30 protein-coding genes and 1 pseudogene are annotated in these 26,713 nt (G+C 60.9%); 13 read left to right on the top strand and 18 right to left on the bottom strand.

Annotated elements, in window-relative coordinates:
• Positions 1-175 precede the first annotated feature (175 nt).
• The 5 genes from PSUM_RS22375 (at position 176) to PSUM_RS22355 (ending at position 4,580) form a co-directional block, all read left to right on the top strand.
• Complete coding sequence (locus PSUM_RS22375) at positions 176-859, top strand: response regulator (RefSeq protein ID WP_020795951.1); 684 nt, start codon at positions 176-178, stop codon at positions 857-859.
• Positions 856-2,181, top strand: a complete 1,326-nt coding sequence (locus PSUM_RS22370) for an ATP-binding protein (protein WP_033041985.1) — start codon at positions 856-858, stop codon at positions 2,179-2,181. Before PSUM_RS22375 ends, PSUM_RS22370 begins: the two co-directional genes overlap by 4 nt.
• 137 nt (positions 2,182-2,318) lie before the next feature.
• Entirely contained in the window at positions 2,319-2,801 is a 483-nt protein-coding gene (locus tag PSUM_RS22365) for a GNAT family N-acetyltransferase (RefSeq protein ID WP_033041983.1), read from the top strand.
• A gap of 57 nt (positions 2,802-2,858) precedes the next feature.
• The gene (locus tag PSUM_RS22360) at positions 2,859-4,271 is read left to right on the top strand and encodes an aspartate aminotransferase family protein (RefSeq protein WP_033041980.1); all 1,413 of its coding nucleotides are present in this window, start codon (positions 2,859-2,861) and stop codon (positions 4,269-4,271) included.
• An 81-nt stretch (positions 4,272-4,352) separates the two neighbouring features.
• Complete coding sequence (locus PSUM_RS22355; RefSeq protein ID WP_033041979.1) at positions 4,353-4,580, top strand: MbtH family protein; 228 nt, start codon at positions 4,353-4,355, stop codon at positions 4,578-4,580.
• Between the two features lie 395 nt (positions 4,581-4,975).
• Here the strand turns inward: PSUM_RS22355 and PSUM_RS22350 are convergent, their stop codons facing one another.
• The 9 genes from PSUM_RS22350 to PSUM_RS22310 all read right to left on the bottom strand — a co-directional run bounded on the left by PSUM_RS22350 (position 4,976) and on the right by PSUM_RS22310 (position 11,956).
• A complete protein-coding gene (locus PSUM_RS22350; RefSeq protein WP_083349560.1) occupies positions 4,976-5,878 on the bottom strand; it encodes a metal ABC transporter substrate-binding protein in 903 nt (300 codons plus the stop codon).
• Positions 5,879-6,778 (bottom strand): metal ABC transporter permease, encoded by a 900-nt coding sequence (locus PSUM_RS22345; protein ID WP_033041974.1) that lies wholly within the window; start codon positions 6,776-6,778, stop codon positions 5,879-5,881.
• Positions 6,778-7,623 carry a metal ABC transporter ATP-binding protein gene (locus tag PSUM_RS22340; protein ID WP_033041973.1) on the bottom strand — a complete coding sequence of 282 codons (846 nt, stop codon included), beginning with the start codon at positions 7,621-7,623 and terminating at the stop codon, positions 6,778-6,780. Before PSUM_RS22340 ends, PSUM_RS22345 begins: the two co-directional genes overlap by 1 nt.
• Entirely contained in the window at positions 7,620-8,546 is a 927-nt protein-coding gene (locus tag PSUM_RS22335) for a metal ABC transporter substrate-binding protein (protein ID WP_033041971.1), read from the bottom strand. Before PSUM_RS22335 ends, PSUM_RS22340 begins: the two co-directional genes overlap by 4 nt.
• A 35-nt stretch (positions 8,547-8,581) precedes the next feature.
• Positions 8,582-9,154 carry a DUF6162 family protein gene (locus tag PSUM_RS22330; RefSeq protein WP_033041969.1) on the bottom strand — a complete coding sequence of 191 codons (573 nt, stop codon included), beginning with the start codon at positions 9,152-9,154 and terminating at the stop codon, positions 8,582-8,584.
• Positions 9,151-9,480, bottom strand: a complete 330-nt coding sequence (locus PSUM_RS22325; RefSeq protein WP_033041967.1) for a hypothetical protein — start codon at positions 9,478-9,480, stop codon at positions 9,151-9,153. The genes PSUM_RS22330 and PSUM_RS22325 overlap by 4 nt, the downstream gene beginning before the upstream one ends.
• Complete coding sequence (locus PSUM_RS22320) at positions 9,477-10,019, bottom strand: hypothetical protein (protein WP_020795962.1); 543 nt, start codon at positions 10,017-10,019, stop codon at positions 9,477-9,479. Before PSUM_RS22320 ends, PSUM_RS22325 begins: the two co-directional genes overlap by 4 nt.
• Entirely contained in the window at positions 10,016-11,215 is a 1,200-nt protein-coding gene (locus PSUM_RS22315; RefSeq protein WP_033041963.1) for a PepSY-associated TM helix domain-containing protein, read from the bottom strand. Before PSUM_RS22315 ends, PSUM_RS22320 begins: the two co-directional genes overlap by 4 nt.
• A 282-nt stretch (positions 11,216-11,497) precedes the next feature.
• Positions 11,498-11,956: a VOC family protein gene (locus PSUM_RS22310; protein ID WP_020795964.1), complete on the bottom strand. Its 459-nt coding sequence runs from the start codon at positions 11,954-11,956 to the stop codon at positions 11,498-11,500.
• Positions 11,957-12,264: 308 nt separating this feature from the next.
• On the opposite strand from PSUM_RS22310, the pseudogene PSUM_RS32200 reads away from it, so the two are divergent.
• Positions 12,265-12,402, top strand: a pseudogene (locus tag PSUM_RS32200) (SfnB family sulfur acquisition oxidoreductase); the annotation flags it as partial.
• Positions 12,377-13,117 carry a MetQ/NlpA family ABC transporter substrate-binding protein gene (locus PSUM_RS22305; RefSeq protein ID WP_083349559.1) on the top strand — a complete coding sequence of 247 codons (741 nt, stop codon included), beginning with the start codon at positions 12,377-12,379 and terminating at the stop codon, positions 13,115-13,117. The pseudogene PSUM_RS32200 and the gene PSUM_RS22305, both read left to right, overlap by 26 nt.
• Positions 13,118-13,226: 109 nt before the next feature.
• Here the strand turns inward: PSUM_RS22305 and soxR are convergent, their stop codons facing one another.
• The gene (soxR, locus tag PSUM_RS22300; RefSeq protein ID WP_083349558.1) at positions 13,227-13,700 is read right to left on the bottom strand and encodes a redox-sensitive transcriptional activator SoxR; all 474 of its coding nucleotides are present in this window, start codon (positions 13,698-13,700) and stop codon (positions 13,227-13,229) included.
• A 96-nt stretch (positions 13,701-13,796) separates the two neighbouring features.
• Here soxR and PSUM_RS22295 point away from each other — a divergent pair, with 96 nt between their 5' ends.
• On the top strand, positions 13,797-14,162 hold the full coding sequence (locus PSUM_RS22295) for an antibiotic biosynthesis monooxygenase (RefSeq protein WP_020795967.1): 366 nt from the start codon (positions 13,797-13,799) through the stop codon (positions 14,160-14,162).
• On the opposite strand, the gene PSUM_RS22290 is transcribed toward PSUM_RS22295, so the two are convergent.
• From PSUM_RS22290 to msuE, 4 genes are all read right to left on the bottom strand, one after another.
• Positions 14,159-15,262, bottom strand: coding sequence for a sigma-54 interaction domain-containing protein (locus PSUM_RS22290; protein ID WP_083349557.1), 1,104 nt, complete (start codon positions 15,260-15,262; stop codon positions 14,159-14,161). The genes PSUM_RS22295 and PSUM_RS22290 overlap by 4 nt on opposite strands.
• 25 nt (positions 15,263-15,287) lie before the next feature.
• Complete coding sequence (locus tag PSUM_RS22285; RefSeq protein ID WP_083349556.1) at positions 15,288-16,475, bottom strand: acyl-CoA dehydrogenase family protein; 1,188 nt, start codon at positions 16,473-16,475, stop codon at positions 15,288-15,290.
• Between the two features lie 116 nt (positions 16,476-16,591).
• The gene (gene ssuD, locus PSUM_RS22280) at positions 16,592-17,731 is read right to left on the bottom strand and encodes an FMNH2-dependent alkanesulfonate monooxygenase (RefSeq protein WP_020795970.1); all 1,140 of its coding nucleotides are present in this window, start codon (positions 17,729-17,731) and stop codon (positions 16,592-16,594) included.
• Positions 17,732-17,741: 10 nt separating this feature from the next.
• The gene (msuE, locus tag PSUM_RS22275) at positions 17,742-18,305 is read right to left on the bottom strand and encodes an FMN reductase (protein WP_083349555.1); all 564 of its coding nucleotides are present in this window, start codon (positions 18,303-18,305) and stop codon (positions 17,742-17,744) included.
• Positions 18,306-18,694: 389 nt separating this feature from the next.
• Between msuE and PSUM_RS22270 the strand changes: the two genes are divergently transcribed.
• The 4 genes from PSUM_RS22270 to PSUM_RS22255 all read left to right on the top strand — a co-directional run bounded on the left by PSUM_RS22270 (position 18,695) and on the right by PSUM_RS22255 (position 22,917).
• Complete coding sequence (locus PSUM_RS22270) at positions 18,695-18,964, top strand: hypothetical protein (RefSeq protein ID WP_020795972.1); 270 nt, start codon at positions 18,695-18,697, stop codon at positions 18,962-18,964.
• 101 nt (positions 18,965-19,065) lie between these two features.
• Positions 19,066-19,680, top strand: a complete 615-nt coding sequence (locus PSUM_RS22265; RefSeq protein ID WP_020795973.1) for a LysE family translocator — start codon at positions 19,066-19,068, stop codon at positions 19,678-19,680.
• 206 nt (positions 19,681-19,886) lie between these two features.
• Entirely contained in the window at positions 19,887-21,044 is a 1,158-nt protein-coding gene (locus tag PSUM_RS22260; RefSeq protein ID WP_020795974.1) for an aminotransferase class V-fold PLP-dependent enzyme, read from the top strand.
• 64 nt (positions 21,045-21,108) lie between these two features.
• Complete coding sequence (locus PSUM_RS22255; protein WP_020795975.1) at positions 21,109-22,917, top strand: aminopeptidase P family protein; 1,809 nt, start codon at positions 21,109-21,111, stop codon at positions 22,915-22,917.
• Between the two features lie 64 nt (positions 22,918-22,981).
• On the opposite strand, the gene PSUM_RS22250 is transcribed toward PSUM_RS22255, so the two are convergent.
• Positions 22,982-23,572 (bottom strand): 2-hydroxychromene-2-carboxylate isomerase, encoded by a 591-nt coding sequence (locus PSUM_RS22250; protein ID WP_020795976.1) that lies wholly within the window; start codon positions 23,570-23,572, stop codon positions 22,982-22,984.
• Positions 23,573-23,611: 39 nt separating this feature from the next.
• Positions 23,612-24,340, bottom strand: a complete 729-nt coding sequence (locus tag PSUM_RS22245; RefSeq protein ID WP_020795977.1) for an SDR family oxidoreductase — start codon at positions 24,338-24,340, stop codon at positions 23,612-23,614.
• Positions 24,341-24,433: 93 nt separating this feature from the next.
• On the opposite strand from PSUM_RS22245, the gene PSUM_RS22240 reads away from it, so the two are divergent.
• Complete coding sequence (locus tag PSUM_RS22240; protein WP_083349554.1) at positions 24,434-24,994, top strand: TetR/AcrR family transcriptional regulator; 561 nt, start codon at positions 24,434-24,436, stop codon at positions 24,992-24,994.
• A gap of 12 nt (positions 24,995-25,006) precedes the next feature.
• On the opposite strand, the gene PSUM_RS22235 is transcribed toward PSUM_RS22240, so the two are convergent.
• A complete protein-coding gene (locus PSUM_RS22235) occupies positions 25,007-25,288 on the bottom strand; it encodes a hypothetical protein (protein WP_033045385.1) in 282 nt (93 codons plus the stop codon).
• 169 nt (positions 25,289-25,457) lie between these two features.
• On the bottom strand, positions 25,458-26,345 hold the full coding sequence (rhtA, locus tag PSUM_RS22230; protein ID WP_020795980.1) for a threonine/homoserine exporter RhtA: 888 nt from the start codon (positions 26,343-26,345) through the stop codon (positions 25,458-25,460).
• Positions 26,346-26,713: the final 368 nt, after the last annotated feature.

Below are 26,713 nucleotides of genomic sequence, written 5' to 3'. Positions count from 1 at the left end.
GTTTATTTTGCAGGAAATGGTTTTTAGTGATGTTTGTATCGTCATGCAACTAAACTATTTGTAATATAACGAATGGGGGTGACAGACAGCCGGGCTGTTCGTCAGTCGTCGCAGTTGACATAATTACGCCTTAATCCTGAGCTGTTTCACTCAGGTTTTTATTTCTGGAGCGCCCATGCACGTACTGGTTTGCGAAGACGATGAGCTGATCGCCAGCGGCATCGTTGCCGGTCTCACCGCCCAGGGGTTGACCGTGGAGCACGTCGCCACGGCGTCCGCTGCCCGGGCGATGCTCAAGGTCGCGGAATTCGACGTGATGGTGCTCGACCTCGGGTTACCCGATGAAGACGGCCTGAAGCTATTGCAGCAGTTGCGCCACAGCGGCTTGGAGATCCCGGTGCTGATCCTCACCGCCCGCGACTCGGTAACGGATCGTGTCGACGGCTTGCAGGCGGGTGCGGATGATTACCTGCTCAAGCCTTTCGATCTGCGTGAACTGGCCGCCCGCTTGCACACACTGTTGCGGCGGGTGGCGGGGCGCAGCGTCAATTTGATCGAGCATGGCCCGCTGACATACGATCCGAGCAGTCGTGAAACTACCCTGGCCGGCCAGCCGGTGGACCTGTCGCGCCGTGAGCAGTCACTGTTGCAGGCGCTGCTGCATAACCGTGGCCGGGTGCTGTCGACCGAGCAGCTCAAGGACAGCGTCTATGGTTTTAACGACGAACTGGAAAGCAACGCCCTCAACGTTCATATCCATCACCTGCGGCGCAAGCTCGGCAACGGCATCGTCGAGACCGTGCGCGGCCTGGGTTATCGCCTGGGCCCGGCTGATGGGGCAGGGGAACTGAAAAAGTGATGAGCCTGCGTTTGCGCCTGAGCCTGACGCTCGGCGGCGCTTTTGCCCTGATCTGGGCCCTGGCAGCGGCCTGGATGCTCAGCGATTTGCGCAACCAGATGATGTTTTCCCTCGACCAGCGCCTGGTGGCCTCGGCACGTATGGTCGCCGGGCTCATGGAGCAATTGCCGGCGTTGCCGAGCAAGGGCGAGGGTACCCATTTCAGTGCCGAGCAACTGAATATTCCCGGCGGCATGGCGTGTCAGGTCAGTTCGCTACGGGGTGAAATCCTCGCCCGCAGCCACAGTGATCCGGGGCAAACCCTGGAAGCCGAGAAAATGGGGTTCCACGACCAGATCATCGACGGTGCGCCGTGGCGCAGCTTCACCCTGGCCCGTGGCGACCTGCGGATCACCACGGCCGACCGGCAAATCGAACGCGAGGCGCTGAACATGTCGATCCTGCTGGCCGCTTCTGTGCCGGTGGGCGTGGCACTGCTCGGTTGCCTGTGCCTGCTCTGGCTCGGCATCGGTCAGGGACTGGCGCCGCTCAATCGCATGCGCGACGCCTTGATGCGCCGCAGCCCTGACTCGCTTGAGCCTTTGCAGGTCCAGCCGTTTCCCAGTGAACTGCAGCCCTTGCTCGACACGCAGAACCAGTTGTTCCAGCGCATCGGCAAGACCATCGAACGCGAGCGTCGGCTGACCGGTGACGCAGCCCATGAATTGCGCAGCCCGCTGACCGCCATCAAGACTCACCTGCAAGTGGCGCGCATGACCGAAGGCGCGGCACGGGATCAATCCCTGGCCCGGGCCGAAGAGGGCGCCGACCGTCTGCATCGCACCCTCGAACAACTGCTGTTGCTGGCGCGAGTCGAGGGCAGCCTGTCGTTTGACGATGGTGTGCAGTGCAGTGCCGAGCAGGTGGCGAAACTCGCCATACAGGATGCGGCCGGTGGTGATCGTCAACGCATCAGGCTCCAGCTGCCGACCAGGGTCTCCCATGCTCCGGTGAAAATGCCCGCGGTGCTGTCGATTGCCGCACTGCGCAATCTCCTGGACAACGCCTTGCGCCATACACCCGGCGAGGGGCCGGTGGAGCTGAGCCTGCAAACCAGCGGTAACCGCGTGCAGTTCGTGGTGCGCGACCATGGCCCGGGCATTGCCGATGACGACCTGCAACACCTGACCCAACGCTTCTGGCGCAACGGCCAGAGCAACGGGTGCGGCCTCGGCCTGGCGATTGTCCAGGCGATCGTCCAGCGCTGTGGTTGCACCCTGCATTTCGACAGCCGGCCGGATGGCTTGCGGGTGGAACTGACGATGCCGTTGCAGCCGACCTGAACACCCGTGCAGGAGCTGCCGAAGGCTGCTCCTGCATTCGGTTTGTGTTGCACATGAGATGTAACTTCTCGGTATTGGCCGCCCGGACCTTCCACGACTATCGTTGCTCAGACTCAACGGACTGAGGTCACAGCATCATGGAAGCTTCGCTACACACCTGCCAGGCAACCCCGGCGGACGCCGGCATCATTTGTCGCATCATAAAGCGCTCCATCCGGGTCGGTTGCGTCCCCGACCACCGCAACAACCTGCGAACCGTTGCCAACTGGACCCACAACAAGACCATCGAACACATTCTTCCCTGGTTCACCGACCGGCGGTTGTACCTGAACATCGCGCTCTTGCAGGACAAACCCGTGGGTGTCGCCATGGCCTCCAGCAACGGCAAGGTAGCGTTCTGTTACGTACTGCCGGAATGGTTTCGTCGCGGGATCGGGAAAGCGCTGGTGCGCGATCTCGAAGGTTGGTTGATCGGTCAGGGGCTGCGGCATTCACGACTCAACAGCACCCGCACCGGCGAGGCCTTTTACCGGCGCCTGGGTTATCGGGCCTACGCCCAGGCGTTCGCGGTAGCGGGCCTCTATGCCATTCCCATGCACAAACCGTTGGCTGTGGTCTAAATCCTCGGGCTCCCGGTGCGTTTCCAGAACAGGAAAACCTTATTGAGGGGTCGAGAGATGTCCGTCGCTACCAGGCTTGTGCAAGACCAGTCGGCCCGGTTCACTCCGGTGCCGGCCGACACGCTTTATCAGTTCAACGAATCGCCGTTGCTGGCGCGTCAAAGCCAGCAGGAGTCCAACGCCCGCAGCTATCCGCGCCGTATTCCCCTGGCACTCAAGCGCGCCAAGGGCCTGTATGTCGAAGATGTTGAGGGTCGCACGTTCATCGATTGCCTGGCCGGCGCCGGGACGCTGGCCCTGGGGCACAACCACCCGGTGGTGATCGAAGCGATCCAGCGCGTGCTGGCCGACGAACTGCCGCTGCACACCCTGGACCTGACCACGCCGGTTAAGGATCAATTCGTCCAGGACCTGTTCGGCTTGTTACCAAAAGCCTTGGCTGCACAAGCGAAGATCCAGTTTTGCGGTCCCACCGGCACCGATGCGGTGGAAGCCGCGCTGAAACTGGTGCGTACGGCCACCGGCCGCAGCACCGTGCTGTCATTCCAGGGCGGTTACCACGGCATGAGCCAGGGCGCGTTGAGCCTGATGGGCAGCCTTGGGCCGAAGAAGCCCCTGGGTGCGTTGCTTAGTAGCGGCGTGCAGTTCATGCCGTACCCTTACGATTACCGTTGCCCGTTTGGCCTGGGTGGCGCTCAGGGGGTGAAGGCCAACCTCCACTATCTGGAAAACCTGTTGAACGATCCTGAGGGCGGCGTGCAGTTGCCAGCAGCCGTGATCGTCGAGGTGGTGCAGGGGGAGGGTGGGGTCATCCCGGCCGATCTCGACTGGTTGCGCGGCTTGCGCCGGATTACCGAAAAAGCCGGCGTGGCGTTGATCGTCGACGAGATTCAGAGCGGCTTTGCCCGTACCGGCAAGATGTTCGCTTTCGAGCACGCCGGGATCATTCCGGACGTGGTAGTCATGTCCAAGGCAATCGGCGGCAGCTTGCCATTAGCCGTGGTGGTCTATCGCGACTGGCTCGACACCTGGCTGCCGGGCGCGCATGCCGGGACTTTCCGCGGCAATCAGATGGCGATGGCCGCCGGTTCCGCCGTGATGCGTTACCTGGTCGAACACAAGGTTTGCGAACATGCCGCCGCCATGGGCAAACGCCTGAACGAGCACCTGCGCATCCTTCAGCGTGACTTCCCGCAGCTGGGTGATATTCGAGGTCGAGGCCTGATGCTCGGTGTGGAGCTGGTCGATCCGACCGGAGTGACGGATGCCCTGGGTCATCCTCCGGCGTTTGCGCGACTGGCGCCGTTGGTGCAGCGTGAATGCCTCAAGCGCGGCTTGATCCTTGAACTGGGCGGCCGCCTGGGTGCCGTGGTTCGCTTTCTGCCACCGCTGGTGATCACCGCCTCGGAAATTGATCGAGTGGCCGAGATTTTCGGCAGGGCATTGGCCGCTGCCACCGCCAGTCTCTAAATTTCCAGAGCCCTGGAACGTTCCTTCCATATAGCGGCTGCACACAGCGTACAGCCGACCCTGCAGCGATGGAGAGACAGCATGACGTCAGTATTCGACCGCGAGGACATCCTCTTTCAGGTCGTGGTCAACCATGAAGAGCAATACTCGATCTGGCCCGACTACAAAGCCGTGCCCGAGGGCTGGCGTACCGTGGGCAAAAGCGGGCTGAAAAAAGAATGCCTGGCCTATATTGAAGAGACTTGGACCGATATGCGTCCGCTGAGTCTGCGCCAGAAGATGGATGAGCAGGTGGCTGTGGCGCACTGAGTCAACGCCTGCAAACAAAAAGCCCGCTGAGCCGGTCTGGTCAGCGGGCTTTTTCATTCTGTAGGAGCGAGCGATGAGGCCCCGAGAACCAGACACTGCGGTGTAGCTGTCACACCGCGTTATCGTTCTCCGCCTGTAGGCGCGAGGCTTGCCCGCGAACCAGGCGCTGCGGCGTAGCTGTCACACCGCGTTATCGTTCTCCGCCTGTAGGCGCGAGGCTTGCCCGCGAACCAGGCGCTGCGGCGTAGCTGTCACACTGAGTTATCGTTCTCCGCCCGTAGGAGCGAGGCTTGCCCGCGAACCAGACACTGCGGATTATCTGTCATACCGCGTTATCGTTCTTCACCGGCAAGCCTGGCTCCTCCGGGAAGAACGATAAAGCGGTGTATCTGGTGCTATGCACCGCTCAACCCCTTGATCAGCAGATCCACATTTCCTTCCAGTTCCGCCACCGGATCAGCGGCGTCGACACTCAACACTACCAACCGACTCCCGGCCTCCGTAATCGCCGCTTTCACCGCGTCTGAGGGCTGCCGATGATGCAACACCACCGCCACATCATTGTCCTTGAGCGTCGCCTCCAATACCTTCAGCGCCTCTGGCGTCCATTCGGCATCCGGCCGTGCATCGAGCCCAACCAACTCCAGATTGAGTCCGCCGATCAGGTAGCCAAGGTGATCGCTGAGGCTCATCACGCTGAGGTTGTCCGTGGCAGCAAGGCGCGCTTCGCTGTCGGCGCTGAGTTTGAGCAACCGCTGTTTCAGCGTCGCCAGGTTCGCCTCGATCGCAGGTTTGGCCTTGGGGGCCAGGCGCACCAGGTCCGCCGCCATCACGTCGGCCATGCGTCCCATGTTGTTGCTGGCCAGCCACGGCTGACTGTTCAAGCCATCGACCTTGCTGCCCGGCTGCACGGCAATGCCGGGCAGGGCGCCATCCACTGGACGCGCGGCGTCGACTTCGATGATGCGGATGTTGCTGCGCCGGGAAATCGGGTACAGCGGATCGTCCGGCCACAGCGAGCGCAAGCCGATCACCGCATCGGCGCCGGTCGCCAGCTTGGCCAGCGCCGGAGCGCCACGTCCGGTGAAGTAGGCGGTCTGGCGGCTGCCAGGCAGGTTGGCTGGCGCCGCGCGCTCAAGGCTGACATCGGTGCCTCTGAGCAGCACTTCGCCCAGGCCGTAGGTGATCGGCAATGAAGCCAGCACCCGCAAAGGTTTGCTGCTGTCAGCGCCGATGGCGGTTGTGGCCAGCCCGCACAGGGCGAGCGCCAGGGTCAGTTGTCGCAGAGAAAATGACATTTATCCAAGGTTCCCTTTGAGGCTGGGGACGACGCCGCGCGCGATGGCGGCCAGGGCAAAGGCGATACCGGCCACCAGGATGATCGCGGCACCGGACGGGATCGGCAGGTCAAAGACAATCGGCGCGAGAATCCCGCACAGCGTGCTCACTGTGGCGATCAGCACCGAGCACCAGAAGAAGCCCTTCAGTGACTGGCTGAGCAGGCGCGCCGCCGCGGCCGGTATCACCAGTAACGCACCAACGAGGATGGCGCCGATGACTTTCACGGCGGCGACAGTGATCAGCGTTACCAGAATTACGAACAGATAATCCAGGGACTTCACCGCCACCCCGCGCACTGCCGCCAATTGCGGGTTGAAGCTGGCGAGCATGATGCGGTTGTACAGTGGCAAGGCCAGGGCCATGACCAGCGAACCGACGATGGCCAGCACCAGCAGGTCATTGCCGTTGACCGTCAGCACCGATCCGAACAGTACGTTCTCGAGGATGTGCACGTTGATTTTGCCCGCCAGGATCAGCAGCAGACTGGCACCCAACGCCAACGACACGGACAGAAACACACCGATCAACGTATCCGGCGCCAGGCCCGTGCGGTTGCGCAGGTAGTTGAGCAAGATGCCGAACAGCAGGCAGTAGCCGAACAAGCTGCCGTATGGCCCGGTGTAGGGTTCGCCCAGGAGGATGCCGATGGCCACGCCGGTCAGTGCCGCGTGGCCCACCGCTTCGGAGAAAAACGCGAAGCGCTTGACCACCACCAGGGTGCCCAGACCGCCCAGCACCGGGCCGATCAACAGGCCGGCGAGCAAGGCGTTGACGACAAATCCATAGGCCAGCGCCTCAGGCAGATAACCCGACGAGGCCCACCCCTGGACCATCAATCGAAAGGCTTCGTAACTCATCAGGCAGCGCTCCGTGGATGGGTCGAAAACAAGGAGAGCAGGCGATCGGGGGTCAGCGCTTGTCGTGGCGTGGCGTCGAACAGCACGCGGCGATTCAGCCCGGTGACGTGATCGGCCAGGCGTCCGACCGCTTCCAGGTCGTGCTCGATCCACAGCACGGTGATGCCCGCCGCACGCCAATCGTCCAGCAAGCGTTCGAACACGCGGATGCCGGCTTCATCAAGGGCCGACATCGGTTCGTCGAGCACCAGCAGTTGCGGCGCCGGAATCAGTCCTTGCGCCAACAACACCCGCTGACGCTCGCCTCCCGACAGCGCGCCCATGCGGCGCTTGCGCTTGTCCTGCATGCCGACCCGCTCCAGCGCGTCGCCAATCGCCTTCGCGTAGTGCTTGCTCAAGCCAAGGAACGCCGGGCGTCGCTGGCACATCGCGGCCATGAAATCGTCAACGGTCATTGGCAGGCCGCGATCGAATTCCAGCGCCTGGGGCACGTAGCCGATCGTTCCCGGCTCGCCTGGCCATTGCAGGCTCAAGCGGCCCTGGTGCGGCATCTGTCCGAGCAGGGTCTTGATCAACGAACTTTTACCGCCGCCGTTGGGGCCTACCAGCGCATGCACACTACCGGGCCTCACTTGAAACGTGACGTGGTCGAGGATGGTCGTGCGACCGAGGGTCAGGCTGATGTCGGCGAAATCCAGGGTCGGACCCGAAACCTGCAGGCGTGAGTCTGCTCGAGATTGCGCTGTGTCATTCAATGATGATATCGCCTGGCTGGACGCCTTCGCGAGCAGGCTCGCTCCCACAGGGGATTGTGCATCGCCCGGGATGGTTGCTTTTGATGTCATGCCCCGGACTCCTGAATCGCCCGCACCACGGTGTTGAGGTTGCCAGTCATTTCCTTTTCGTACTTGTCGGCGGTGTATTCGCCGTAGGAGATATGCGACAGCGGATACAGCTTCACCCCGGATTCGCGCTGGATGGTGTCGACATAGGTGGAGGGGAAATCCATCTCCGAAAAGATCACTTTAACGTCCAGCTCACGCAGTTGGTCGATGGTCTTTTTCAGCTGGCTTGGGCTGGGTTCGATGCCGTGGGCCGGCTCGACCACCGCAGTCACTTCCAGGCCGAATTCGCGCAGCAGGTAATCGTAGGCGGCGTGAACCGTGGCCACGCGCAACTCGGCGTTCGGCGCCGCGGTCAATTTGGCGAGGGCGTCGGCGCGCATCTTGCGCAGGCGCTTGCCGTAGGCGCGGGCGTTCTCGGTGTAGGTCCTGGCGTTGGCCGGGTCGAGTTTTCCCAGTTCACGGGCGATATTGTTGACCTGGGCAATCGAGGCGCTGATCGACAGGAAGGTATGCGGGTTGACCACTTTGCCCGCGCCACGCGCGGCGACGCCGGTGGCAGCCAGCAACGGCACGTTTTCGTTGGCCTCGATCACCGGCACGTTCGGCGTTTCACTGGCAGCGATCATACGGTCGGCGAAGTCGTCATGGCCGACGCCGTTGAGCACGATCACGTCGAACCCGCTGATACGCTTGATATCCTCGGCCCGTGGTTCGTAGGCATGGGGATTGAAGCCGGCGGGAATCAGCGGCACCACCTCGGCCTTGTCGCCGACAATGTTGGCCACATAGCTGTAATACGGGTGCAGGGTGATGCCGATGCGCAGGCGCTTGGCCTCATCGGCGCTGGCCAGGGGTGTCAACAGGCAGGCCAGCAGGCCGATCAGTGACAGGCGCAGGAAAGAACGTAGCGATGAAATAGGCATGGGAAAGCGGTCTTCTCTCGGATGAAGGCGAAGGTTCAGTGCCGGTGCTGGCGGGTCACGCCGGCATCGAATTGCGCGACGACCTGTTGCCAGCCGGCGCCTTCAAGCGTGGCATCGCTGAGGTCGACAGGGGCCTTGAGGTCGGCGGCGCGGTTGAGCCAGATGTTCGGGGCGTCGTCGTTCGCACTCAGGCGCATCAGGAACGAGCCCGCCATGTCGACGCTCTGGCTCTGCCCGAAGTACGCCCCGGCCTCGAGCAATTGCCAGGCATGGCCACCACGACTGACCGAGCTGGCGTCCCGGGCAAAGGGGGCAAATCCTTCATCGGCGAGGCTTTCAGGTGTCGGCAAGCTGTGTTGTTCCTGGCGCAGCAGGTGAATCTCATCCAGAGTCACGCGTAAATCGGCGTAGATGCCTTGTTCGGAAGCGCTCAGATCGCGGCGGGCATCCAGTTGATGACTGTTGACGCTGCTCACTTGCGGCGACTCGCCGCGCCAGGCGACTACTGAACCTGCCACCGCCAGGATCATCAGGCACAACAGCAATACATAGAGGGTTTCATGGCCGGCGCCGGCCGGGCGGACGATGTGCGTGGTTGGCGTACTCATGGGCTTTCGATGTCCGCCTGGTCGATCTCGACTACGTGGCCGGGGCCTGCGTCGAACAGCACATAGAACTCGGCACCGGGCTTCTTGAAGGTCAAGGTCGAGTCGGCCCCGAGCTTGCCCGGCACCAAAATGGTTTCGTCGTAGCCGATCACGTCCAGGGTCACGCCAGGTGCACCGCTGCCGTCGGAAAAACCGCCGGTGCACTTGATCTGCTCGGCGTCGATGGCCTTGCACTCGCACATCGGGTTGTGCGCCAGGGCGCTGGCGCTGAAGCCGGCACTAAGTACCAGCAACGCGGCGCTCATAGGGCGGATGAGGTTGATCATGGTTTGCCTCCTTGGGTGGACAGCCAGGCGAGGGTGGCGGGGGAGGCCTGGCTCAGAGGAATGGATGCCTGATGCATGGAGCCGTCCCAGCCTTCCATGGTGATCCACAGTTCGGCGTCGGCCTTGGTTTTTGCCGGGACCGGCAGCATGGCGCCCATACGGTAGGGCGTGCCGAAGAAAATCACTCCGGCGGCGCGCAGGCTGCGGGGCTTGCCGATGCGCAGGTAAGTCGCCTTGACCTGCTCGCGACAGCTGTCGCATAGCGCGGCGTTGAAGCTCTTCATGTAGCCGGCCGGGCCATCGGGCCGTGGTGCTTCATTACGAAGTTCGGCCAGGCGCAGGCTCCAGGGGCCGACCTGGACTTCGCCGATTTCCCGCTCGCCCAGGCCCGTATCACCGCGAAACAGCGCGGCATCGGCGAAGTACTTGGGCATGAAACCCAGCGGCACCAGCAGCAGCAGAACGTTGATGTGGAAACGCCATTTGTGCCAGAAGCGGCTCAGCGTCGAACGGGTTGCGTGCGTGGGGACCTGGCTCATTGGCTGATCTCCGTGGTTCCAGCGCTGCTCGCCGTAGCAGCCTCGTCGCGTGGTCGTTTGTTGCTGCGCTTGAGGGCGTTGGCCGTGGCCAGGGCGGTGCGCTTGGTCCAGATCAGCAGGCCGCTGAGCACCATCATGCTCAACAGCAGGCCGAAGAAGCACCAGATCAGCTTGATCCAGATTCCGCCGAAATCACCGGTGTGCAGCGGACGCATGGATTCGGTCACGAACTCCAGGCTCGAGCGGTCCGACAGCAGGCGCGTGGCGGCGACTTCGCCAGTGTAGGGATTGATGTCGGCTGTCTGGAACATCAGCGGATACCAACTGCGCCCGCCCACCGACAGGTAGCTGTAGGCGTTGGCCGGCATACTCACAAAGCTCTCGTCGAGCCCCGGGATGCGCGCCTTGGCCTCGCGGATCGCCGCCTCCAGGCTGATCATCGGCGTGGGCGATCCATCGGTGGTGAGCGGCACGCTTTCACGCGGGACCACGGCCGCCACCGGCGCGGTGGAGATGGAAATCTGGTTATCGAACATGAACGCTTCGATCAGGAACCAGGTGCTGGTGACGGAAATAACCGCGATGAACCAGATCGACCAGATGCCGCTGAGGCGATGGAAATCTCCCCAGAAAATCCGTGCGCCTTGGCGAATGCGCAGGGTTGGCCGGAAAAAGCCTTTCCAGAAGCGCTTGTACACCACCAGGCCTGTCACCAGGGAGGCCAGCATCGGCAGGCTGAGGAACGACACCAAGTACCAGCCCCAACTGTAGCCGTTGGTGAACGGCACCAGCCACCAGCCGTGCAGGGCACGGGTGAAGGCCTGGAAGTTGAATTGCGGGGCGGGGCCCTGGATGGCGCCGGTGTATGGGTTGACGTACACCGTCAACTCACGCCCATCGGGGTAGTTGACGCGAACGTCCAGCGCGAAATGTGCTTCGTCGGGGCGGCTGATGCTGTCGACGATGATGTCGGGTTCGGCTTGCTTGATCGCGGCAACGATCTGGTCGTAATTGAGCCGTGGCGCGTCATCCGCCGGTTGGCTGGCACGCATTTGCGGATTGGCCAGCCAGACGATCTCCTGGCTGACCACCGCCAGCGTGCCGGTCACACAGACGATCAGCACGAAAAACCAGATCGGCAGTGCCAGCCAGCTGTGGACCAGGAACCAGATTTTTGAGCGGGATTTCTTCGACATGATTGAGGCGTCTTATATCGATGAAGGGCCTCTGCTACGGGCTTCGCAGCGATGAGGTCCATGGACGGTCCGGTCGTGGCTTTTGCCCACGCGACAGGACTGCATCTATATAGGACGGATGAGCACCCGAAATCCCGAAGGGTGATATGAAAGAAAATGTTTCGTGTTTCGTGTTTCGTCGTAGGAGGTAGGCTTGCCCGCGAAGAACGATAATGCGGTCCGTCAGGTGCACCGCGGCGAACAGTTCGCCGGCAAGCCTGGCTCCTACAAGCTAACAGTGCGTCAGCCTTGCTGAAACATCTCTTTCGCCCGCTGCTCGATCTGCTCCTGGGTCAGATCCTCTTTACGTGTGGCCAGGAACCACAGGTGCCCGTAGGGATCCCTCAAGGTCCCGGAACGGTCGCCGTAAAATTGATCCTTGACCTCTGACACCACGATGCCGCCAGCCTCGATCGCCTGTTTGTAGGACTTGTCCACATCGGTCACGTACAGATGCAAGCCTACCGACGGCGAGTTGTCTGGATTGCTCAGCGGCCCTTGATCGCAGGGTGTGCCGAGCATGATCGGGCAGTCGCCGATGCGCAGTTCGGCGTGGCCGATGCCGCCATCGGGCATGGCCAGGCGCATGACCTCGATGGCGCCGAAGGCTTTTTTGTAGAACTCGATGGCTTCGGCGGCTTTTTGAATGCCCAGGTATGGGGTGATGCTGTGATAACCCTCTGGAATCGGTTTAACGCTCATGATGGTTCTCCCTTTTCTTGTGGATTGAAGATCGCTCTCCAGCCGAACAATTGTAGGAGTTGCCGCAGGCTGCGATCTTTTGTTTTGATCTTCAGCATGTTTCAAGTTTCCAAAAAGATTGTCCCCACGCGCTCCGAAGCTGAGGGTTCATCGACACTGTTCAGCCACCAACAGTGAAGCAGCAGATTGCCTGACTTCGTCACGAAGAAACCTTCAAAATACCCTGAACCCCCTTTGAACACGGACCCGCGCCATCAGGCACAGAAGCTGCAATGACCTTCGATAAACACTGTTACCGAGAGTCTTGCATGTCCCAATCTGCCGTTTATCCGATCAACCCGCCGGCCGCCCACCGGATCGCCGACGAAGCCGAAGCGCTGCGGGTAGCTGAACAGGTCGCCGCCATCCTGCTGGAGCAAGATGCGGAACGCGAGCGTTCACGCCAACGAAAAACTGACCGTCGGCGCCACCCCGGTGCCGCACGCGGAAATCCTCGAATTCGTCAAACCGACGCTGGCCAAGGAAGGCGTAGACCTGGACATCAAGGTGTTCACCGATTTCATCCAGCCCAACCAGCAGCTGGCGCTGAAGAATCTCGACGCCAACTATTACCAGTATCGGCCGTTCCTCGATGACTACAACAAGACCCGTCACACCGACCTGGTGCCGGTGGTGGGCGTGCACATCGAGCCGTTCGGTGCTTACTCGACCAAAATCAAAAACATCACCGAGCTCAAGGACGGCGCCACCGTTTCGATCCCCAACGACCCGGTCAATACCGGTCGTGCCTTGGTGCTCTTGCACGAAGCGGGTCTGATCAAACTCAAGGACCCCGGCAACACCCTGGCGACCCAGCGGGACATCGTTGAAAACCCCAAGCACCTGAAAATCCGTGAACTGGAGGGCGCATTGCTGGCGCGTTCGGTGAGTCAGGTCGACCTGGCGTTCGTCTTCGCCAACTACGCCCTGGAGGCCGGGATCGATACCAACAGTGCCTTGATCGTGGAGAAGGGCAAGAGCCTTTACATCGAGTTCCTGGTGTCACGGCCGGACAACATCAACGATCCGGGCCTGCGGAAACTGGCCAAGGCGTTGAACTCCGATGAGGTGAGCCAGTTCATCCTGACTCGTTACAAAGGCCAGATCGCGCCGGGGTTCTAATCTTCGTCGCCTGGCAGACCGCTTCGCGAGCAAGCCCGCTCCCACCTTTTGACCGAGTTCTTCAGGTGGAACCTAGTCGAATGTGGGAGCGGGCTTGCTCGCGAAGGGCTCAACTCATTTTTGGATCGATTCCCGATTCCAGCAGTTGCGCCCCTGGTCCCTGCTCCCCCAGCACATCCCCAAAATTACGCAACGGACAGGCCTCCATCGACAAACACCCACAGCCAATGCAGCCATTGAGTTTGTCGCGCAACAACGTCAACTGATTGATCCGCTCATCCAGATCCCGACCCCACTGCGCCGACATATCCTTCCAATCCGCCGCCGTCGGTGCACGGTTATCCGGCAGTGCCTTGAGTGCCTCGCCAATCTCCGCCAACGGAATGCCCAGCCGCTGGGCCACCTTGATCAACGCCACCCGCCGCAGCACTTCCCTTGGATAGCGTCGTTGGTTGCCCTGGTTGCGATTGCTCCTGATCAACCCCTTGGATTCATAAAAGTGCAGCGCCGTGACTGCGACGCCGCTACGGGCGGCCAATTGGCCGACGCTGAGTTCCTTATGCAGGTTTTCCAAGGTGATCATTTGAAAAATGCCTCTTGACCTTTACTTAACTGGAGGTTTTACCCTGCACACCTTCGGATCGCAAGATTCGCCTTGCACCTGAGTGGGGGATTATTCATGCACGCGCCAGCGAAACATCGCAGCTTCACCCAACTGATCGAATTCGAAATCGAACCGCAACAGCAATCGGCCCTGGTGTCAGCGCTGTCGCGGCAGACCGAGCGTCTGGCCCAGCACCACAGCGGCTTTCTGAGTGCCAGCATCCAGGCCAGCGAAGACGGGCGACGGGTGCTCAACTACCTGCAATGGCAAACCCGCGAGGCGGGGGAGGCGGCGTTTCAGGCGTTCGAAAGCGGGGAACAGGATTTCTGGCAACTGATTCGCGCTCATCAGGCGAAGACCGTGACCTTCGGCTCGTTCCAGGTGCTGCACAGCCTGGAACGCAGCCCCGACCACGGGTTGCACTGCACGCTGGTGGGTTAGATCGACAGTTGCACCAAGCGCTCACCCTGAATGTTTTCTGCGGGCCGGCGTTTGTTCACCGCCAGTTCACCCATCTTGATCAGGCGCGTGCGGGTCACATTGCGGCTCAGCCCCAGCAGGGCGGCGGTGTGCACCTGGTTGTAATGGCTGAAACGATAGGCGGCGCGCATCAAGGCATCTTCGACTTTCTCATGCAGCGCGCCGGCCTGTTGGTCGAAGAGTTTCTGGAAGGCCCGGTCGAGCAGGGCTTCGGCGCAGTCGTCGACCTGGCTGTGATAGTCGTCCTGACGCTCGATGCGCATGTTCGACAGGCGCAGGTCATCGCGTTCGATCACGCCGTTACGGCAAATCAACAGGGTGTGGTGAATCACGTTTTCCAGTTCGCGGATATTGCCCGGCCAACTGTAGCTGCGCAGTTTCAGTTCGGCCTCTTTGCTGATGGTGATGTCGCCGTAACCCAGGCGCTGACTATAGGCATTGATGAAGTGACGCGTCAGCGGCAGGATGTCGCCCGGGCGATCGCGCAGCGGGCTCAGTTCCAGGTTGACGACGTCGAGCCGGTAATACAGGTCTTCGCGAAAGTGCCCGGCGTTGATGGCTTTTTCCAGTTGCACGTTGGTGGCCGCGAGCACGCGCACATCAATGGGAATACTCTTGCGCGACCCCAGGCGTACCACTTCTCGCTCCTGCAGCACGCGCAACAACTTGACCTGGATCGCCATCGGCAAGTCGCCGATTTCATCGAGGAACAACGTGCCCCCGTTGGCTTCCTCGAACCAGCCGGCCTTGGCGCTCAGGGCACCGGTAAATGCACCTTTTTCATGACCGAACAATTCGGCTTCGACCAGGGATTCAGAGAACGCACCGCAGTTCACCGCTACGAATGGCCGGTTACGCCGGGCGCTGAGATTGTGGATATGACGCGCCACCAACTCTTTTCCGGTGCCGGTTTCACCAATGATCAGCACGCTGGCATCACTGGGTGCGACTTGTTGCAAATGCGCCAGCAAGGCCTGGGATTTCGGATCTTCGAAGACCTGCGCCGTGGCGCGTATCGACGTGGCCAGAGCGGGCGAGGGCGGTAAGGTCAGCAGTTGCATGGGGGCACGCTCCTTGATGGGCAAGCTATGAATAGAAAGTCGGAATCGGCAGGGCCTGGTTCAGCGCCCAGTCACCCAGTTCCTGGAGTTTGTAATCCACCGGGTCGTGCAGGGTTTGCGTGCGCAGGTTGCGCCAATGACGGTCCAGGCGCAGCGAGGCATGGGTCGAACGCGCGCCGGTCACCTCGAACAAGCGGCTGCACAACTCCAGGCCATTGCGCGTTGCCGCGACCTTGGCCGCGGCGATGGCGGTGGCGAGATATCCGCGCTCCTCGGCACTGAGGTTCGCGCCTTTGGCCCAGGCCTTGTCGAGCAAGTCGGCGGCACGCTCCACCAGCAACCGAACGCCCTCGAGGGCCACCCAGAATTCGCCGTAGTGACCGAGCACATAGGGGTCCTGGCTCACTTCCTTGGCAGTGGATTTATGCCATGGCCGGGTTTCGGTCAGTGTGTATTGCCGCGCCTCTTCGAAGGCGCCTTCGGCGATGCCGAGGAACAGGTGAGTAAACGTGAGCTGGGCGATCAGCGGGCGCAGGCAGGCGAACGGCGTACTCAACGGACCCGGATCGAGCAGCAGTTCCGACTCTTCGACCCGTACCCGTTCGAAGGTCGCGCTGCCACTGTCGGTTTGACGCTGACCGATGTTGTTCCAGTCGCTGTGCAGGGTAATGCCGCTACGGCCGCTGGGAATGGCGGCGATCAACAGCTTGCCACCGGCGTTTTCATCCACCGCAGAGGCGATCAGCATTTCTGAGTCGCTGGCGCCGGAGCAAAAACTTTTCTTGCCGGAAAACTCACGCCAGCCGCCGAGGTTTTTCACCACGGTGCGGGTGTCCAGAGGGTTGAGGGCATTGCCCCAGAACCAGTTCTTGCGGGCGGTTTGTTCAAACCACGGCTGCCATTGTTCGGGCCGGGCGAACAGGCGCACGGTGGCGAGCATCAGGTGATGGAAGCCGAACACATGGGCAATCGAGCTGTCGACCTTGGCGAACTCGCGCACGATGGCCAAGGTTTCACTCCAGCTCGCACCCAGGCCGCCGAACTGTCTGGGAATGCTTAGCGCCAGCAGGCCGCTGTGGCGCAGCGCATCGCGCTCAGTCTTGGGCGTACCGCCACGCTCGTCGCGCTCGACGGCGGTCAAGGCAAACCCGGCGGCCAATTGGCGGGCGGTCTGCAACGGGGATATCAGGGCGCTTTGCGGTTTGGCAGTCACGCGGGGATCCTTTTCTTGTGGGTCCTGTAGGAGCTGCCGCAGGCTGCGATCTTTTGATCTTGATCTTTGAAATCAAAAGATCGCAGCCTGCGGCAGCTCCTACAGGACGGGTGACGTCAGGCTTTGGCCGGCAACACATCATTGGCGATCATTTCGCCAAACGGCCCGGTAAGGTTGGTGACACCGCGACCGGCCAGGCTGGCGTACGGCTCGGGCAACAGCGGGAACACCAGTTCGGCAAAACGATAGGCCTCCTCGAGGTGCGGGTAGCCGGAGAAGATGAAACTCTCGATACCCAGGTCCGCGTACTCCTTGATCCGCGCGGCCACCTGCCGTGGATCGCCCACCAGTGCGGTCCCGGCACCGCCGCGCACCAGCCCGACACCGGCCCACAGGTTGGGCGAGATCTCCAGGTTGTCGCGACGTCCGTCATGCAGCGCAGCCATGCGCCGTTGACCTTCGGAGTCGAAGCGCGAGAACGACTTCTGTGCGGCGGCGATCGTCTCGTCGCTGATGTGTTCGATCAATTTGTCAGCGGCTTTCCATGCGTCTTCGGCGGTTTCCCGCACGATCACATGCAATCGAATCCCGAACTTCACGGTGCGCCCGTTGCGCGCGGCCCGCTCACGCACATCGGCGAGTTTTTGCGCCACGGCCGCCGGTGGCTCGCCCCAGGTCAGGTAGACATCGACCTGTTCGGCCGCCAGGTCATGGGCGGCATCGGAGGAACCGCCGAAGTACAGCGGCGGATAGGGTTTCTGTACCGGCGGATAGAGCGCCTTGGCGTTCTGTACCCGCAGGTGTTTACCTTCGAAATCCACAGATTCGCCTTGCAGCACCCGGCGCCAGATCTTCAGGAACTCATCGGTAACTTCGTAGCGTTCGCTGTGATCGAGGAAACTGCCGTCGCCACGGTTCTCATCGGGGTCGCCCCCCGTCACCACATTGATCAGGAGCCGGCCATTGGACAGTCGATCCAGGGTGGCGGCCATGCGCGCAGAAACGGTTGGCGAAATGATCCCCGGGCGGATCGCCACCAGGTAGCGCAAGCGTTCGGTCAGCGGCACCAGTGCCGAAGCGATCACCCACGAGTCTTCGCAGGAGCGCCCGGTCGGGATCAACACACCGTGGTAACCGAGGCTGTCCGCCGCCTGGGCCACCTGTTTCAGATAATTAAGCGTTACCGGGCGTGCCCCTTGAGTGGTGCCCAGGTAATGACCGTCGCCGTGGGTCGGCAGAAACCAGAAAACATCCATGAACAAATCCTTAAGCGATTTTCAGCAGATTGTGGGGGTGCACGCCGAACAACGGCGCCGCGCGTTCTGCAGCAAGGCGAATGCGAGCCTTCAAGGGCTCACTGGTTATCTGGTAATTGGAGAAATCGGCTTCGGTGGCATACACGCCAATCGGCAAGGTCAAGGCCTGGAAGAAGCTGAACAGCGGGCGCAGTTGATGATCGAGCACCAGCGCGTGACGTTCGCTGCCTCCGGTGGCGGCCAGCAGGACCGGTGTGTTGACCAGGGCATTGAGGTCGATCAGGTCGAACAGGTGTTTGAGCAGACCCGGATAGGAGCCGCGATAAACCGGCGCGGCGACGATCAGCAAGTCGGCGTTTTCGATCGCTTGCAGTTCGGCTTCGATATCCGCTGCCAATTCCTGGCGCGACAGCGCCGCGCCCAGAGGCCGGGCAATGTCACCTAGCTCGATCAGCTTGCTGTCGATCAGCAGTTGCTCGGCCAGCTGAGCCAACAGCGCTTGGGTCAGCACCAGGGTGCGCGAAGGACGCCAGGTACCACCGGAGAGGGCAACGACTTTCAAGGGGCGCGACATGATCAGTTCCTTTTTAAACAGAAGCTCTGCGAGCAGTGGGTAGTCACCGGGTTGAGCAAGAGCTGTACCAATCCCTTGAAGCCCCGATTTATCGGGCTTTCAGCGCTCCGGGCAGGTCGCGCTGTTGATTTTCACGGGCTGTTTGTTGAAGGACTGTTGCCTGGTAAACAGTTGTTCGGGCAACAGTGGAGGCAATTGTTATAAAGCTTGTCTGTTATTCCTCAAAATACAATAAAACGATATTTATAGATCATTAAGAGATAAAAAGGCTGCAAACGGGCTGCATTAGAAAAACCCGATAGCGACTATCGAGAGCGTTGATTTTTGCTCGGCTAAAGGCGCGAGTAGCCTGTGTTCATTGCCCCGAACACAACGCCAGGACGCCGAAAATGAAACCTTTAATCGCCACTTTCTTGCTGCTCGCGGTCTCCGTACTTGCCGGATGTGCCAGCCATGTTTCCCCGGAATTGCGCCCTTACACTGCTGAAGAAACCCGAGAGCTGGCGCTGGAAGCCCTGAATCGTCGCGGCTTGTCCTTCGATGAATACCACGCGAAAAAAGCCGAACTGCTCGGCGAGCCACGGAAAACCTTTGGTTTCGACAAGCAGGGCGAGATGAACGCCGAACGAGCTGTACAGCTGCACGGTCGCCAGAGCTGAGCCAAAACTGTACTGCTGGAACTTTCGCCTAACTGTCCATGGGTTTCCCCGGGCGTTCGCGATAGGGTCAATACCTGACTGACCCCGATGGACTGCCACCCATGACACTCTCGCTCGATCTGCTGCTGGGCTTTGCCCTGTTTGCCCTCGTCACCTCGATCACACCGGGTCCGAACAACACCATGTTGCTGGCGTCCGGGGTGAACTTCGGGTTTCAGCGGACCATTCCCCATATGTTGGGCATCACCTGCGGATTCTTCGTGCTGGTCGTGGCAGTGGGGTTTGGGCTCGGCGCGGTGTTCCAGGCGTATCCGCTGCTCTACACCGTGCTGCGTTACGTCGGTGCGGCGTATTTGCTTTACCTGGCGTGGAAAATCGCGCACTCCGGGCCTGTCTCGGACAGCGGCAAAGGCGAGCCCAAGCCGATCAGCTACCTGGGCGCCGCCGCATTCCAGTGGGTCAATCCCAAGGCCTGGATCATGGCCATCGGTGCCATCAGCACCTACACACCGATGCAGGGCTATTTCACCAACGTGGTTGTGATTGCCGCGGTGTTCGCCCTGATCAACCTGCCGAGCGTCGGTGTCTGGGCCGCTTGCGGCACGCTGCTGCGCAATGTCCTCAAGGACCGGCGCTGGTTGCGCCTGTTCAATTGGGGCATGGCCGCGCTGCTGGTGGCGTCGCTGTATCCGATCTTGCTCGATAGCTTTAGCTGACGCATTGCTTCAACCGCTCGCCCGATGCCTGTTAAGCTGGCTCATCAGGAGCGTTCCGACGCACTTTTAAATGAAGTTGTTCTTCTTTAACGGCATCCGATCAGGTATTGGTAACCTTCTGAAAACCGCACGCAGCTCATAAGGCTGCGTTTCGCCGTTTGCAGTCATGAGCTTCCTGATCCCGGAACACGCTCTGCGAGTCTTTTATGAATAAACGTCCGCTGTATTTCGACTATGCCGCCACCACGCCGGTGGATGAGCGAGTCATCAAGATCATGGTCGAGTGTCTGGGCTTTGACGGTAATTTCGGCAATCCGGCCTCCAGCTCCCACGCCTTTGGCCAACAGGCCCGGCAATCGGTAGAGCAGGCGCGGCGCCAGGTTGCCGAACTGGTTGGCGCCACGCCAGAACAGATCGTCTGGACCTCGGGTGCCACCGAATCCAACAACCTTGCCCTCAAGGGTGTGGCCCAGGCGCGCGGCTCGGCCTGCGGCCACCTCATCACCAGCCAGATCGAACACAAGGCCATCCTCGATACCGCCAGGCAGTTGCAGGACAGCGGCGTGGCGGTGACGTACCTGGTGCCGGATGCCGATGGCCTGATCACCGCGCAAGCGGTCAGCGACGCCATGCGCGAGGACACCTTCCTGGTGTCGCTGATGCTGGTCAACAATGAACTGGGCACGGTCAACGACATCCCGGCCATCGGCCAGGTGGTGCGCGAGCGCAATGCATTGTTTCATGTCGACGCGGCGCAAGGCGCGGGCAAGGTTGCGATCGACCTGGCGCAGTGGCCGGTGGACCTCATGTCCTTCTCGGCGCACAAGCTCTATGGCCCCAAAGGCATCGGTGCGCTGTATGTCGGCCCGCGTGCGCACCAGCGCTTGCTGGCGCAGATCCACGGCGGCGGTCACGAAGGCGGCTTGCGTTCCGGTACCCTGGCGACCCACCAGATTGCCGCGATGGGCGCGGCCTTTGCCCTGGCGGCGGCCTCGTTCCATGAAGAAAAAGCCTTGATCGTGCGCCTGCGTGAACGCCTGCTTGAGCAATTGCTGAGCATTCCGGGTGTGCGGCTCAATGGCAGCCTCACCCGGCGCATCCCGCATACCCTGAGCCTGACCTTCAGTGAAGGCGAGTTCAACTCCGCGGCATTGCTCGCCTCGATGGCGTTTTCCGCGACCTCGGCCTGTAATTCCGCCAGTAATGCGCCATCCCATGTGCTGCTGGCCTTGGGGCATGATGCCCGCACGGCGAGTCGCACCATTCGCTTGAGCCTGGGGCGGTTCACCACCGAGCAGGATATCGATCAAGCGGTACAGCTGATTAAAAGCGCCTGCGCCAGTGCTCCGGCATTCTGGCAATAGGGCAACCAGGCGCCGACCCTGATCGGCACTGAACAATAATGACAAGTGGTTAGCAGGAGTCACGATGAATACGCAGTTTACGATCACCGGGTCAGTGCCCCAGCGCCTGGCGCAAACCCGCGAGCTGATGAGCCGGGAGGGTATCCATGCCTTGCTGGTGCCGTCGGCCGATCCCCACCTGTCCGAATACCTGCCGGGTTACTGGCAAGGGCGCCAATGGCTGTCGGGTTTCCACGGTTCCGTTGGCACCCTGATCGTTACCGCGGATTTCGCAGGCGTCTGGGCCGACAGCCGCTATTGGGAACAAGCGAGCAAGGAACTCAAGGGCAGTGGCATTGAGCTGGTCAAGCTGCAACCTGGGCAACCCGGGCCGTTGGACTGGCTGGCCGAGCAAACCCCACAGGGTGGAGTGGTCGCAGTCGATGGCGCGGTGATGGCGGTGGCTTCCGCACGCACGTTGGGCAGCAAGCTTGAGGAGCGGGGCGCACGCCTGCGCACCGACATCGACCTGTTGAGCCAAGTCTGGAGTGACCGCCCGAGCCTGCCGAACGAACCGATCTATCAGCACTTGCCGCCGCAAGCGACCGTCAGCCGCGGCGAAAAACTCGCCAAGCTGCGCGAGACTTTGCAGGCACGTGTTGCCGACTGGCATTTCATTGCCACCCTGGATGACATCGCCTGGCTGTTCAACCTGCGTGGCGGCGATGTGTCATTCAATCCGGTGTTCATCTCTTTCGCCTTGATCAGCCAGCAGCAGGCGACGCTGTTTGTCGCGCTAGGCAAGGTCGATGCGCAGCTGCGTGCGGTCCTGGAGCAGGACGGCGTGACCTTGCGCGATTACAGCGAAGTGGCCGACGCCTTGCGCGCCATACCGGCGGGTGCAAGCCTGCTGGTCGATCCGGCGCGGGTAACGGCGGGCCTGCTGGGTAACCTCGATAGCGCTGTCAAGCTGATCGAAGGCCTGAACCCGACTACCCTGGCCAAGTCCCAGAAGAGCCTGGCAGACGCCGAACACATCCGCCAGGCCATGGAGCAGGACGGCGCAGCACTGTGCGAATTCTTCACCTGGCTCGAATCGGCCTGGGGCCGTGAGCGCATTACCGAATTGACCATCGACGAAAAACTGACCGCGGCACGTAAACGCCGGCCGGGTTACGTGTCGCTGAGCTTCAACACCATTGCCGCATTCAACGCCAACGGTGCCATGCCCCATTACCACGCCACCGAAGAAGAGCACGCGGTGATCGAAGGTGACGGCTTGTTGCTGATCGATTCCGGCGGCCAGTACCTGGGTGGTACTACCGACATCACGCGGATGGTCGCGGTCGGCACACCAACGGCAGAACAGAAACGCGATTGCACCCGCGTGCTAAAGGGCGTGATTGCCTTGTCCCGTGCGCAATTCCCCAAGGGCATCCTGTCGCCACTGCTGGACGCCATTGCCCGGGCGCCGATCTGGGCCGAAAGCGTCGACTATGGTCACGGCACCGGTCACGGCGTCGGCTATTTCCTCAACGTCCACGAAGGTCCGCAGGTGATTGCCTACCAGGCCGCCCCCGCGCCGCAAACCGCCATGCTGCCAGGCATGATCACGTCGATCGAACCGGGCACCTACCGTCCAGGACGCTGGGGTGTGCGAATCGAGAACCTGGCCATGAACCGCGAGGCAGGCAGCAGTGAATTCGGTGAATTCCTCAAGTTCGAAACCCTGACCCTGTGCCCGATCGATACGCGCTGTCTTGATACCTCGCTGCTGAGCGAAGAGGAAAAACAGTGGTTCAACGCCTACCACGCCGAAGTGCGCGAACGCTTGAGCCCGTTGCTCGACGGTGCTGCGCTGGAGTGGTTGAACACGCGAACTGCGGCCGTTTGACCGACTTTGGCCCGGGCGCTGTCTCCAGCGCCCGGGCTCACATTGTCGACTGGGCCCTAGGTTTTTAACTTAGGGCTTCGATGACAAAGTCCAATCGATCCTGGCCGAAGAACAGTTGCTCGCCGACGAACATGCTCGGTGCACCGAATACGCCGCGTTGCACGGCTTTTTCGGTGGTGTCCTTGAGGGCGCTTTTGACATCCTCTTCGGCGCTCAGGGCCAGTATCTCTTCCGGGTCGAAACCGTTTTCGCTCAGTACTGCCCCGACGGTGGCCGGATCATTGAGGTTGCGACCTTCGATCCACAGTGCCTTGAACAGGCAATCGACGAACGCGGCAAAGCGCTCAGGGTGGCGCATCTGCATACCTGTTACGGCACGCATGAGCACCAGTGTGTTGATCGGAAAGTGCGGGTTGATTTTCAACGGCACACCGTAGCGTTTAGCGTACCGATCAAGGTCTATGAACATGTAGCGGCCCTTTGCAGGGACGGTGGCCGGGGAGGCGTTGCCGGTGGCTTTGAACACTCCGCCGAGCAGGATTGGCACGTAGACCAGTTGGCTGTCGGTCTGTTCACAGATCTTCGGTAGCTGGGTATAGGCCAGGTAGGTGGCGGGGCTGCCCAGATCGAAATAAAACTCCACGGTTTTGCTCATCGTCGATGCACTCTTCTTGTTGTCGTAGGGTGGGGCGGATCACCAGCGTTCGCTCCAGGGGCGCAGGTCCAGCTCGAAGGTCCAGGCGTCGCGGGGCTGGCTGTGCAGGTACCAATAGTTCTCGGCGATGTGCTCGGGGTCGAGAATGCCATCCTGGTCCTTGGTGGCGTACTTCTCGGGGAAGCTCTCACGGATAAAGTCAGTATCGATCGCGCCGTCGACCACGACGTGGGCGACATGAATATTCATCGGTCCCAGTTCGCGAGCCATGCTTTGTGCCAGCGCACGAATCCCGTGCTTGGCTCCGGCAAACGCGGCAAAGCCTGCTGCGCCGCGCAAGCCGGCGGTGGCGCCGGTGAACAGGATGGTACCCCGTTGCCGCTTGGCCATGCGCTTGGCCACTTCCCGACCATTGAGAAAGCCTGAGAAACAGGCCATTTCCCAGATCTTGAAATACTTGCGGGCGGTTTCTTCAAGAATGCTGCAAGGCACGTTGGCGCCGATGTTAAACACGAACGCTTCGATCGGGCCGATGTCGCTTTCGATTTGCTCGACCAACGCAATCACATCGTCTTCTTTGCGGGCATCGCAGGCGAAGCCGTGGGCTTCGCCGCCGCCAGCCCTGATGGCATCGACCAGTGGCTGGAGTTTGTCCGCGCTGCGACGGGTCACGCAGGCAACGAATCCCTCCTGTGCAAACCGCTTGGCAATGGCGCCACCCGTGGCATCTCCCGCACCGACAACCAGCACGACCTTCTTATTATTCATTGCCTGGACCCCTTTAGTAAACGATCGTTAACTAAACGAACGTTATGCTACGATTCGACAGGCGTCAAGATCACGGAACCTGAGGGAAGGGCCATGCGTTATTCAGCCAGTCACAAGCTGGAAACCCGAGAGAAACTGCTGCAAAGCAGCGCGCTGTCGGCCAAGCAATCCGGGTTTTCCACGGTGGGGGTCGACGGTTTGATGAAAGCCATCGGCTTGAGTGGTGGCGCGTTCTACAGCCACTTCGCGTCGAAGGACGCGTTGTTCGCTTCCATAGTCGAGCGTGAGTTGCGTCAGAGCCTGGAGCGGCTGGGGGCTGATCGGGGGCGCGACAAATTCGAGCGTTGCCTCAAGCTCTACTTGAGCATGTCCCACGTCGAGCACCCGGAAACAGGTTGTGCATTACCGGCGTTGGGGGCTGAGATCGCCCGCTCCGATCCGCTGATTCGACAGCAGGCTGAGCACTGGATCTGCCAGCTTCAGGAAAGTTGGGCGCGGGTGCTGGAGAGCGACAGTCTTGCTTGGGCGATTCTGTCGCAATGCATCGGTGCACTGGTGGTGGCGCGAATGCTCATCACGCCGGATCTGCAGCGCAGGGTGCTGAAGTCCAGCCATGAGGAGATCGGCCGCCAGTTGGCAGGTCCCAGGACCTGACAACGGCTCAGATCATTTACAGATGACGATCATGCTGCGGCTGGCATAGCCCGCGGGGTTGAGTCCGAACGGATAATCACCCGGCTCTTCCACGGCATCACCGGATTTGGCAATGACCTTGTAGTTCTTGGGGGCGCACGAGTTGGCGGCGCTGGTGTAGCACTGTTCCCACGAGGACGACAGCCCCGAACAGTTGATATGAATGCCTTTCTTTCCGTGTTTGATCTGGGGTTTGGCGGTCGCCGCGCAGCCCGCAACTGCAAGAACGGCGATCAGTATCAAAATTCGTTTCATTGCTATCCTTGTAGCGTTCCCGGATCTATCGCCCGGTCTGGCAGTATTCGCTTGCGCATGAAGCGTTTTGAGGTCCCTGTCCTGAAAAAGTCCATTTCTGGCACTGGGTTGCGGGCCTAAACATGGCCTAATTGAGCGGTAAATACCAGAGTCTGTGTAAAACCGGTCGTCAATCGGCTGCAACGGCGGGCTTGGCGGCACTGCCCATCGTCATGGTGGCACCGACGGAAGCCAGGATGATGCACAGGATGGCCATCCACTGTGACAAAGACAGGAATTCATGCAGGAACAACAAACCGGACAAGGCACCCACCGCCGGTTCGATGCTCATTAATGTGCCGAAGGTCTTGGCCGGCATGCGCGTGAGGGCAACCATCTCCAGCGTATAGGGAAGGGCCGTGGACAGGATGGCAACACCGATGGCGATCGGAATCAATGACGGGGTCAACAGCGCTGCACCCGCATGAACGATGCCGATGGGGGCGACGAACAGGGCGGCAATCACCACCCCCAGGGCGGCGGTCTGTACACCGTTGTCGGCACCAGCCTTCTGCCCGAAGAGAATGTACAGCGCCCAGCAGACCCCTGCACCCAACGCGTAACCGGCCCCCAGTAGATCAATCCCTTGTGCCGTGGCCCCCGTCGGTATCAATAGCAGCAGGCCGACAGCGGCCAGGGCAATCCATAAAAAGTCGATGGCGCGGCGCGAAGCATAGATGGCAACGGCCAATGGCCCGGTGAACTCCAGCGCGACCGCGATACCCAGGGGAACAGAGCGCAGGGACATGTAGAAGAGGAAGTTCATGCCGCCCAGTGCCATGCCGTAGACAATGACGGTGCGCAGTGATTTTGCGGTGAGCTTCGCTCGCCATGGGCGCAGCAGCAACACCATGATCACGCTGGCAAAGGTCAATCGCAAGGTGGTGGTGCCCTGGGCGCCGATAATGGGGAACATGCTTTTGGCCAGCGAGGCTCCCGACTGAATCGATGCCATGGCTATTAATAGCAGGCCGACCGAAAACAGGGTCGAGGCAAGGCTGCGCGGCTGATCGTTCATTGGGAGGCACCGTCCGAGGTATGGAACTTGAGTGTTGTGCTTGGTATTGGGCAATATACTGCGCAATCGGTGCAGGCGCGTCTATATATAAGCGCTGTTTTTGTGTTCTCGATAGAAAAACCAGATCAATGCTTGACGGCAGATTCTGGAAGCCTATAATTCGCCCCACTTCCGGCGCAGTCGAAACGGAAAACTCCTTGGTAAACAATGAGTTACGAAGTTTTCGGCAGCAGGTTGCTTCAGTTCATCGAAGCGCCAAGGACGTTGAAAAAGAGGTGTTGACAGCAGCGTGTAACGCTGTAGAATTCGCCTCCCGCTGATGAGAGATCTGAAGCGCAAGTGGTTGAAGTTGTTAAGGATTCCTTGAA

This window comes from Pseudomonas umsongensis (genome assembly GCF_002236105.1).
In the GTDB taxonomy this organism is placed as follows: Bacteria; Pseudomonadota; Gammaproteobacteria; order Pseudomonadales; family Pseudomonadaceae; genus Aquipseudomonas; species Aquipseudomonas umsongensis.
This window is presented reverse-complemented; position numbering and strand designations above follow the sequence as displayed.

Coding starts and splice junctions, on each gene's coding strand:
- PSUM_RS22325 (WP_033041967.1), bottom strand. CDS start 9,480: ATGATCAACCTCATCCGCCCTATGAGCGCCGCGTTGCTGGTACTTAGT.
- PSUM_RS22310 (WP_020795964.1), bottom strand. CDS start 11,956: ATGAGCGTTAAACCGATTCCAGAGGGTTATCACAGCATCACCCCATAC.
- rhtA (WP_020795980.1), bottom strand. CDS start 26,345: ATGAACGATCAGCCGCGCAGCCTTGCCTCGACCCTGTTTTCGGTCGGC.
- PSUM_RS22240 (WP_083349554.1), top strand. CDS start 24,434: ATGCGTTATTCAGCCAGTCACAAGCTGGAAACCCGAGAGAAACTGCTG.
- PSUM_RS22375 (WP_020795951.1), top strand. CDS start 176: ATGCACGTACTGGTTTGCGAAGACGATGAGCTGATCGCCAGCGGCATC.
- PSUM_RS22265 (WP_020795973.1), top strand. CDS start 19,066: ATGACACTCTCGCTCGATCTGCTGCTGGGCTTTGCCCTGTTTGCCCTC.
- PSUM_RS22365 (WP_033041983.1), top strand. CDS start 2,319: ATGGAAGCTTCGCTACACACCTGCCAGGCAACCCCGGCGGACGCCGGC.
- PSUM_RS22290 (WP_083349557.1), bottom strand. CDS start 15,262: ATGCAACTGCTGACCTTACCGCCCTCGCCCGCTCTGGCCACGTCGATA.
- ssuD (WP_020795970.1), bottom strand. CDS start 17,731: ATGGATGTTTTCTGGTTTCTGCCGACCCACGGCGACGGTCATTACCTG.
- PSUM_RS22305 (WP_083349559.1), top strand. CDS start 12,377: ATGCGGAACGCGAGCGTTCACGCCAACGAAAAACTGACCGTCGGCGCC.
- PSUM_RS22255 (WP_020795975.1), top strand. CDS start 21,109: ATGAATACGCAGTTTACGATCACCGGGTCAGTGCCCCAGCGCCTGGCG.
- PSUM_RS22360 (WP_033041980.1), top strand. CDS start 2,859: ATGTCCGTCGCTACCAGGCTTGTGCAAGACCAGTCGGCCCGGTTCACT.
- PSUM_RS22340 (WP_033041973.1), bottom strand. CDS start 7,623: ATGACATCAAAAGCAACCATCCCGGGCGATGCACAATCCCCTGTGGGA.
- PSUM_RS22320 (WP_020795962.1), bottom strand. CDS start 10,019: ATGAGCCAGGTCCCCACGCACGCAACCCGTTCGACGCTGAGCCGCTTC.
- PSUM_RS22250 (WP_020795976.1), bottom strand. CDS start 23,572: ATGAGCAAAACCGTGGAGTTTTATTTCGATCTGGGCAGCCCCGCCACC.
- soxR (WP_083349558.1), bottom strand. CDS start 13,700: ATGATCACCTTGGAAAACCTGCATAAGGAACTCAGCGTCGGCCAATTG.
- PSUM_RS22330 (WP_033041969.1), bottom strand. CDS start 9,154: ATGAGTACGCCAACCACGCACATCGTCCGCCCGGCCGGCGCCGGCCAT.
- PSUM_RS22270 (WP_020795972.1), top strand. CDS start 18,695: ATGAAACCTTTAATCGCCACTTTCTTGCTGCTCGCGGTCTCCGTACTT.
- msuE (WP_083349555.1), bottom strand. CDS start 18,305: ATGTCGCGCCCCTTGAAAGTCGTTGCCCTCTCCGGTGGTACCTGGCGT.
- PSUM_RS22350 (WP_083349560.1), bottom strand. CDS start 5,878: ATGTCATTTTCTCTGCGACAACTGACCCTGGCGCTCGCCCTGTGCGGG.
- PSUM_RS22245 (WP_020795977.1), bottom strand. CDS start 24,340: ATGAATAATAAGAAGGTCGTGCTGGTTGTCGGTGCGGGAGATGCCACG.
- PSUM_RS22295 (WP_020795967.1), top strand. CDS start 13,797: ATGCACGCGCCAGCGAAACATCGCAGCTTCACCCAACTGATCGAATTC.
- PSUM_RS22235 (WP_033045385.1), bottom strand. CDS start 25,288: ATGAAACGAATTTTGATACTGATCGCCGTTCTTGCAGTTGCGGGCTGC.
- PSUM_RS22260 (WP_020795974.1), top strand. CDS start 19,887: ATGAATAAACGTCCGCTGTATTTCGACTATGCCGCCACCACGCCGGTG.
- PSUM_RS22355 (WP_033041979.1), top strand. CDS start 4,353: ATGACGTCAGTATTCGACCGCGAGGACATCCTCTTTCAGGTCGTGGTC.
- PSUM_RS22335 (WP_033041971.1), bottom strand. CDS start 8,546: ATGCCTATTTCATCGCTACGTTCTTTCCTGCGCCTGTCACTGATCGGC.
- PSUM_RS22345 (WP_033041974.1), bottom strand. CDS start 6,778: ATGAGTTACGAAGCCTTTCGATTGATGGTCCAGGGGTGGGCCTCGTCG.
- PSUM_RS22315 (WP_033041963.1), bottom strand. CDS start 11,215: ATGTCGAAGAAATCCCGCTCAAAAATCTGGTTCCTGGTCCACAGCTGG.